The 6,059-nt window shown below is 67.1% G+C and carries 4 protein-coding genes; all 4 read left to right on the top strand.

From position 1 onward, the window contains the following. Positions 1–2,337, top strand: a 2,337-nt coding sequence (gene menC, locus GPA_RS12650; protein ID WP_041239608.1) for an o-succinylbenzoate synthase, incomplete at its 5' end; no start/stop codon positions are given. Positions 2,338–2,426: 89 nt separating this feature from the next. After that, on the top strand, positions 2,427–3,947 hold the full coding sequence (locus GPA_RS12645; RefSeq protein ID WP_015540103.1) for a basic amino acid/polyamine antiporter: 1,521 nt from the start codon (positions 2,427–2,429) through the stop codon (positions 3,945–3,947). 247 nt (positions 3,948–4,194) lie between these two features. Continuing rightward, complete coding sequence (locus tag GPA_RS12640; RefSeq protein ID WP_041239607.1) at positions 4,195–4,773, top strand: xanthine phosphoribosyltransferase; 579 nt, start codon at positions 4,195–4,197, stop codon at positions 4,771–4,773. Further along, a partial coding sequence (locus tag GPA_RS12635; RefSeq protein ID WP_041239606.1) for a uracil-xanthine permease family protein occupies positions 4,770–6,059 on the top strand: 1,290 nt, incomplete at its 3' end. The genes GPA_RS12640 and GPA_RS12635, both read left to right, overlap by 4 nt.

The following is a 6,059-nucleotide window of genomic DNA, read 5'->3' as shown; positions in this document are numbered from 1 at the left end:
CGGGCGACTTCCAACCGTGCGGCGCGCCGGCGGCGCGACGAGACGCAGCGGCAGGACGCGCTCGAGGAGATCATCCACTTCGCCGAGCGCTCTGCCCATGTGTTCGACGCGAAGGCGCGGGCGCTCATCATGTTCACCTCGGGCACGACCGGCAAGCCGAAGGCCGTGCCGCTGGCCTGGTGCCAGGTGTGCCGCGCCGCCGAGGCTTCGAACGCCGCCCTCAACAGCCCTGGCGTGGGCATGTGGCAGGCGGCGCTGCCGCTGTACCACATCGGCGGCTTCCAAGTGGTCGTGCGCAGCCTGCTGGGGCAGGTGCCCTTCATCCTCTACCGCCGCTTCGACGCCAAGCGTCTGCTGGCCGATGCGGCGCGCTCCCACGTTACCCACGTGTCGGTGGTGGACAAGATGCTGCAGGACCTGCTGAACGAGGACGAGGCGGACACGCTGAAGGGCTACCGGTGCATTCTGCTGGGCGGCGCTGCGTCGAACCCGCATACGCTTGGTCGCGCCACCGCGGCCGGTGCTCGCGTATACGCGAGCTATGGCATGACGGAAACGTCCAGCCAGATTGCCCATGCGCAGGTCACGCCTTCGTTCGACGGGGGATTGCGGCTGCTGCCGGGCTACGAGGCGCGCATCGTAGACCCCGACGCGCAGGGCTTCGGCCGCCTGGCGGTCAAGGGCCCCGGCGTGTTCGAGGGCTACCTCAACGCGCGGGCGGCGCACACGGTGGACGGATTCTTCCTCACGGGTGACACGGCGGCGCTGGCGGCCGGACGGCTGTACGTGAAGGAGCGCACCACCGACATGTTCGTGTCGGGCGGCGAGAACGTCTACCCGGCCGAGATCCGCGACAAGCTCGTGCGCGTGCCCGGCGTCGCCGAGGCCTACGTGTTCGGCGCGCCCGACGCCGTCTGGGGCCGCCGTCCCATCGCGTTCGTGGAGCGCGAGCGTCCCGCCGCCCCGCAGCGCACGGAGCCGGTTGCGCCGCAGCAGTTCGCCGCCACCGTGCGGGCCAGCCTGAGCGCGCGTCTGTCGAAGCTCTACCAGCCGCGCTGCCTCTTCGTGCTCGACGAGTTCCCCCGCACCGGCATCGGCAAGATCGACCGTGCGGCGCTCCAGGCACGCTACGAGCAGCGCATCGAGGTGGTGCGCGTGACGCTGCACCGCATTCGCCTGCCGTTCCTGCAACCGTTCAAGACGGCGAAGGGCGTTCTGCGCGACCGCGAGTCCGTCATAGTGGAGGTGGAGGATCATGCCGGGCGCACGGGCCTGGGAGAATGCGTGGCGTTCCCCACGGACTGGTACCTGCCCGAGACGCTCGACCAGGACGTGCGCGTGCTCAAGGAGGTGCTGGCCCCCCTGGTGCTGAACGAGGCGTACCTGCACCCCTCCGAGGCCAGCGCGTCGTTCGCCGCCTGCGCGGAGGCGGCCGCGTTCCCGCTGGCGCAAGGTGCGCTCGAGCCGGCGCTGTGGGATCTGTACGGCAAGATCGTCGGCAAGCCGCTGTGGCAGCTGATCGGCGGCGCAGTGCCCCACGGGGGAGCTGCGGCGGGCCAGGCGTCTGTGCCGGCGGGCGCCGTGGTGGGCATGGGGGTGGCTGCCGACACGGTGGCTGCGGTGCGCCGTTGCGTCGAGGCGGGCTATCGCCGGGTGAAGCTGAAGGTTGCCCCCGGGGGCTCGCTGTCGTCCGTGCAGGCGGTGCGCGAAGCGTATCCCCGGCTCATGATCACGCTGGATGCGAACCAGAGCTTCGCGGAGCACGACCTGGACGAGCTGCGCGCCCTCGACGCGTGCGGCCCTGCCTGGATCGAGGAGCCGCTCGACCCGCACCGCCTTCCCGGCGTCGGGCCGACCGACCTTTTCGACCGGCTGGCGCGCCTGCAGCGCAGCCTGCATACGCCCATCTGCCTGGACGAGTCCATCGCCCGCCCGGCCGATCTGGCGCGGGCGTTGCAGCATCCTGAACTGGGATGCTATGCGCTCAAGATTGCCAAGATGGGCGGCGTGCAGCCTGCGCTCGACTTCCTGCGGCTGGCGCAGGTGCGCGGCCTTGGCGTGTGGATGGGCGGTATGTACGACACCGGCGTGTCCAGGCGCCTGCACGCCGCGTTCGAAACGCTGCCCGGCATCGACGCGCCCGGTGACGTCGGCGCCACCGCACGCTACTTTGCCGTGGATGTCACCGATCCGCCGTACACGGCCGAGCGCGGCCGGGTGACGCTCAACCGCACCGGCCATCCGCACGGTCTGGGCTGCGACCTCAACCGCTCCTCCTTGGCCGACGTTCTCGTGGACCGCACGGTCATCGAGCGGCAGCGCCGTTCCCTTCGTTAACGGCATACAAAATAATGCATAACGCTCTGACGTAATGCAGGGCGGTGGAGTATCATGATGCGGTCAACCCGACGAGGAACGGTGGTCCCATGAGCGCTTCCGCATCGCACCAATCCGCATCGACGATCGAGGCCGCCCCGGCGGTCGTGCCAGCTGCATCTGCCGATATCCCCCGCCCGCAGGGAGGCCTCGGCATCTTCCGGCTCGTCACAACCGTCATCACGCTCATCTTGGGCGGCGGTGTGTTCTCGCTGGCAGGCGACCAGGCGGCTAACGGCGCCAGCGGCGCGGCAATTCTCACAGCGTGGGGCATCTCGGCGGTGGGCGTGCTGTGCCTCGTGCTGACGTTCTTCGCGCTCTCGCGCATCAAGCCGCAGCTCAAGGGCGGCATTTACAGCTACGCAAGCGCCGGTTTCGGCGATTTCCTGGGTTTCAACAGCGCGTGGGGCTATTGGATCAGCGCGCTTCTCTGCACGGTGAGCTTCTCGGCGCTCTTGTTCGGCGCGCTGTCGTACTTCTTCCCCATTTTCGGGGAGGGCAACAACCTGGCGTCCATTGTCGGTGCGAGCTGCCTCATCTGGTTCTACGTGTTCCTCGTGTCGCGCGGCATCAAGGAAGTCACCGGCGTGAACGCCGTCATCACCATCTCGAAGGTCGTGCCCATCTTCGTGGCCATCACGGCCATCATCTTCCTGCAGAAGTTCGACTTGGGCATCTTCATGGCGAACCTCGCGACGGGCGCCGATCCCAACCTGCCGTTCTGGGAGCAGGTGAGCGGCACCATGATGGTGACCATCTGGGTGTTCGTGGGCATCGAGGGTGCGGTGGCCATCTCCGGGCGCGCGAAGAAGGAGCGCGACGTGGGCAAGGCCACCATCATCGCGTTCGTGTGCGTGCTGACCATCTACCTGCTGGTAAGCGTTCTTAGCATGGGGGTCATGCCGTTGTCCGACCTGGCGTTGCTGGAGAACCCGGCGCTCGCGGGCGTCATGGAGGTGGCCGTGGGGCAGTGGGGCGCCGTCCTCATCAACTGCGGCGTGGTGCTATCGCTCGTGGGCGCCATGCTGGGTTACACCGTGCTCTCGAGCGAATCGCCCTACGAGGCGGCCGAGCAGGGCGTGTTCATCAAGGCGTTCGCCAAGACGAACAAAAAGGGCGCCCCTATCGTCACGCTCGTGGTCACGAACATCATTATCGAGGCGTTCCTCGTGATCATGCTGTTCTCGGACAGCACGTACCAGTTCTTCTACACCATATCCGCCGGCATGATCCTGCTGCCGTACCTGCTGTCGGCAGCGTACTTCGCCAAGCTCACGTTCACGGAGCCGCAGGCATTCAAGGGCAAGGTGGGCGGCAGCCTGGTGTTCTGGCGCATCTTCGGCATCGTGGGCGTTATCTACAGCTTCTTCCTAGCGTTCGCGAGCGGCGCGGTGGGGCTCACCATCATGTCGCTTCTGTACGCGCCGGGCATCCTCATGTACATCAAGGGGAAGAAGGAGCGGGGCGAGCCGTACCTGCGCAGCACGCTGGACAAGGTGGTGGTGCTCGTCATCCTGGCCGCCGCCGTGGCATCCATCGTCCTGGTAGTCACCGGCCAAGTCGTGCTGTAGGGCCGGAACGAGCGCGGTGCGCGGCTTTGCAGCCTACCGGTTGAAACTTTGCCGTTCGCATCGTACCAGCTGCTTGCCGCGCCCTGCACCCCGCTCGCTTCCGTCTCGCTTTCCGGCTGCTCGGGCAAATGACCCGTTCCCAACTGCGGGCGTGTCCTTTACACTGTCCAGCAGAGGTTTCGCCCGTGCGCGCGGGGGTGCGCACGGCGGCTCGGGAGACGGAGAAAGCGGACGACGGAGGCGGCACGTGGAGCAGTTGGAGGAGCGCATCAGGCGCGACGGGGTGGTGAAGTCGGAGGGCGTCCTGAAGGTGGACAGCTTCCTGAACCACCAGTTGGACATCGAGCTGTTCGACGCCATGGGAGCCGAGTTCAAGCGCCTGTTCGCCGATGCGCCCGTCACGAAGATCCTCACGATAGAGGCGTCGGGCATCGGCATCGCCTGCGTGGTGGCGCGGCACTTCGGGGTGCCCGTGGTGTTCGCGAAGAAGGCGCAGTCCATCAACCTGGACGGCGACATGCACACCACGCGCATCCAGTCGTTCACGCACGGGCGCGTCTACGACGTCATCGTGTCGAAGAAGTTCCTGGGGCCGGACGACCACGTGCTCATCATCGACGACTTCCTGGCGAACGGCTGCGCGCTCAACGGGCTCATTGAGCTGGTGGACGGGGCGGGCGCCACGGTGGAGGGCATCGGCATCGCCATCGAGAAGGGCTTCCAGCCCGGCGGCGACGGCTTGCGCGAGCGCGGTTACCGCTTGGAGTCGCTCGCCATCGTGGACGCCATGGACCCGGCAACCGGCGAGATCGAGTTCCGCCGATGAAGCCGTTCGCAACCGAGGAGCTGTTCAAGCTCGACGGCGACATCCCGCTTTTGCGCGCCGTGCCCTACGGCGTGCAGCACATCCTGGCCATGTTCGTGGCCAATCTCGCGCCCATCGTCATCGTGGCGGGCGCGGCCGGCCTCGGCACCGACCAGACGGGTTCGCTCATCCAGAGCGCCATGCTCATCGCCGGCATCGGCACGCTCATCCAGCTGTTTCCTCTGGGGCGCATCGGCTCGGGGCTGCCCATCGTCATGGGCATCAGCTTCACGTTCGTTACCGTGCTCTGCGGCATCGTGGCCACGTACGGCTACAGCACGGCCATCGGCGCCATCATGGTGGGCGGCATCATCGAGGGCGTGCTGGGCCTGTTCGCGAAGTATTGGCGGCGCATCATCTCGCCCATCGTGGCGGCCGTGGTGGTAACGTCCATCGGGTTCTCGCTGCTGGGCGTGGGTGCCACGTCGTTCGGCGGTGGCAGCGGCGTGCCGGACTTCGGGTCGCCGCAGAACCTGGCGCTGGGCACCGTCTCGCTCGTGTCGTGCCTGGTGTTCCAAGTGCTGGCGAAGGGGAAGGCCAAGCAGCTCTCCGTGCTGTTCGGCCTGGTGATAGGCTATGTGGTGGCGCTGTTCATGGGGGCGGTGGACTTCAGCGGGTTCGCGGGCATTCAGCTGTTCGCGCTGCCGCAGCTCATGCCGTTCACCCCGGAGTTCAACCTGGGCGCCATCGTGTCGGTCACGCTCATCTTCCTCGTGTCGGCCACCGAGACTATCGGCGACACCTCCGCGCTCACGATGGTGGGCCTGAACCGCGAGGTGAAGGAGAAGGAGCTCACCGGCTCCATCGCGTGCGACGGCTTCGTGAGCTCGCTGTCGGCGTGCTTCGGCTGCCTGCCTATCACGTCGTTCTCGCAGAACGTGGGCCTGGTGGCCATGACGAAGGTGGTGAACCGGCGCGCCATCGCCACCGGCGCCGTCATCATGGTGCTGGCCGCGTTCCTGCCGGTGATCAGCGTGGTGTTCTCGTCGCTGCCCGAGGCGGTGCTGGGCGGCTGCACCATCATGATGTTCGGCAACATCATCGTGAGCGGCTTCCAGATGATCGCGCGCGCCGGGTTCACGCAGCGCAACATCACCATCGCCGCGCTGTCGCTGGCCGTGGGCATTGGCTTCACGCAAGCGTCGGCCCTGTTCGCGGTGTTCCCCGAGATCGTGCAGAGCGTGTTCGCGCAGAACTGCGTGGCCGTGGTGTTCCTGGTGGCCGTGGTGGCGAACCTCGTGCTGCCG

It is taken from the genome of Gordonibacter pamelaeae 7-10-1-b, from assembly GCF_000210055.1.
Classification (GTDB): Bacteria; Actinomycetota; Coriobacteriia; order Coriobacteriales; family Eggerthellaceae; genus Gordonibacter; species Gordonibacter pamelaeae.
The sequence above is the reverse complement of the archived record's forward strand: the minus strand, read 5'-3'. Positions and strand labels throughout refer to the sequence as shown.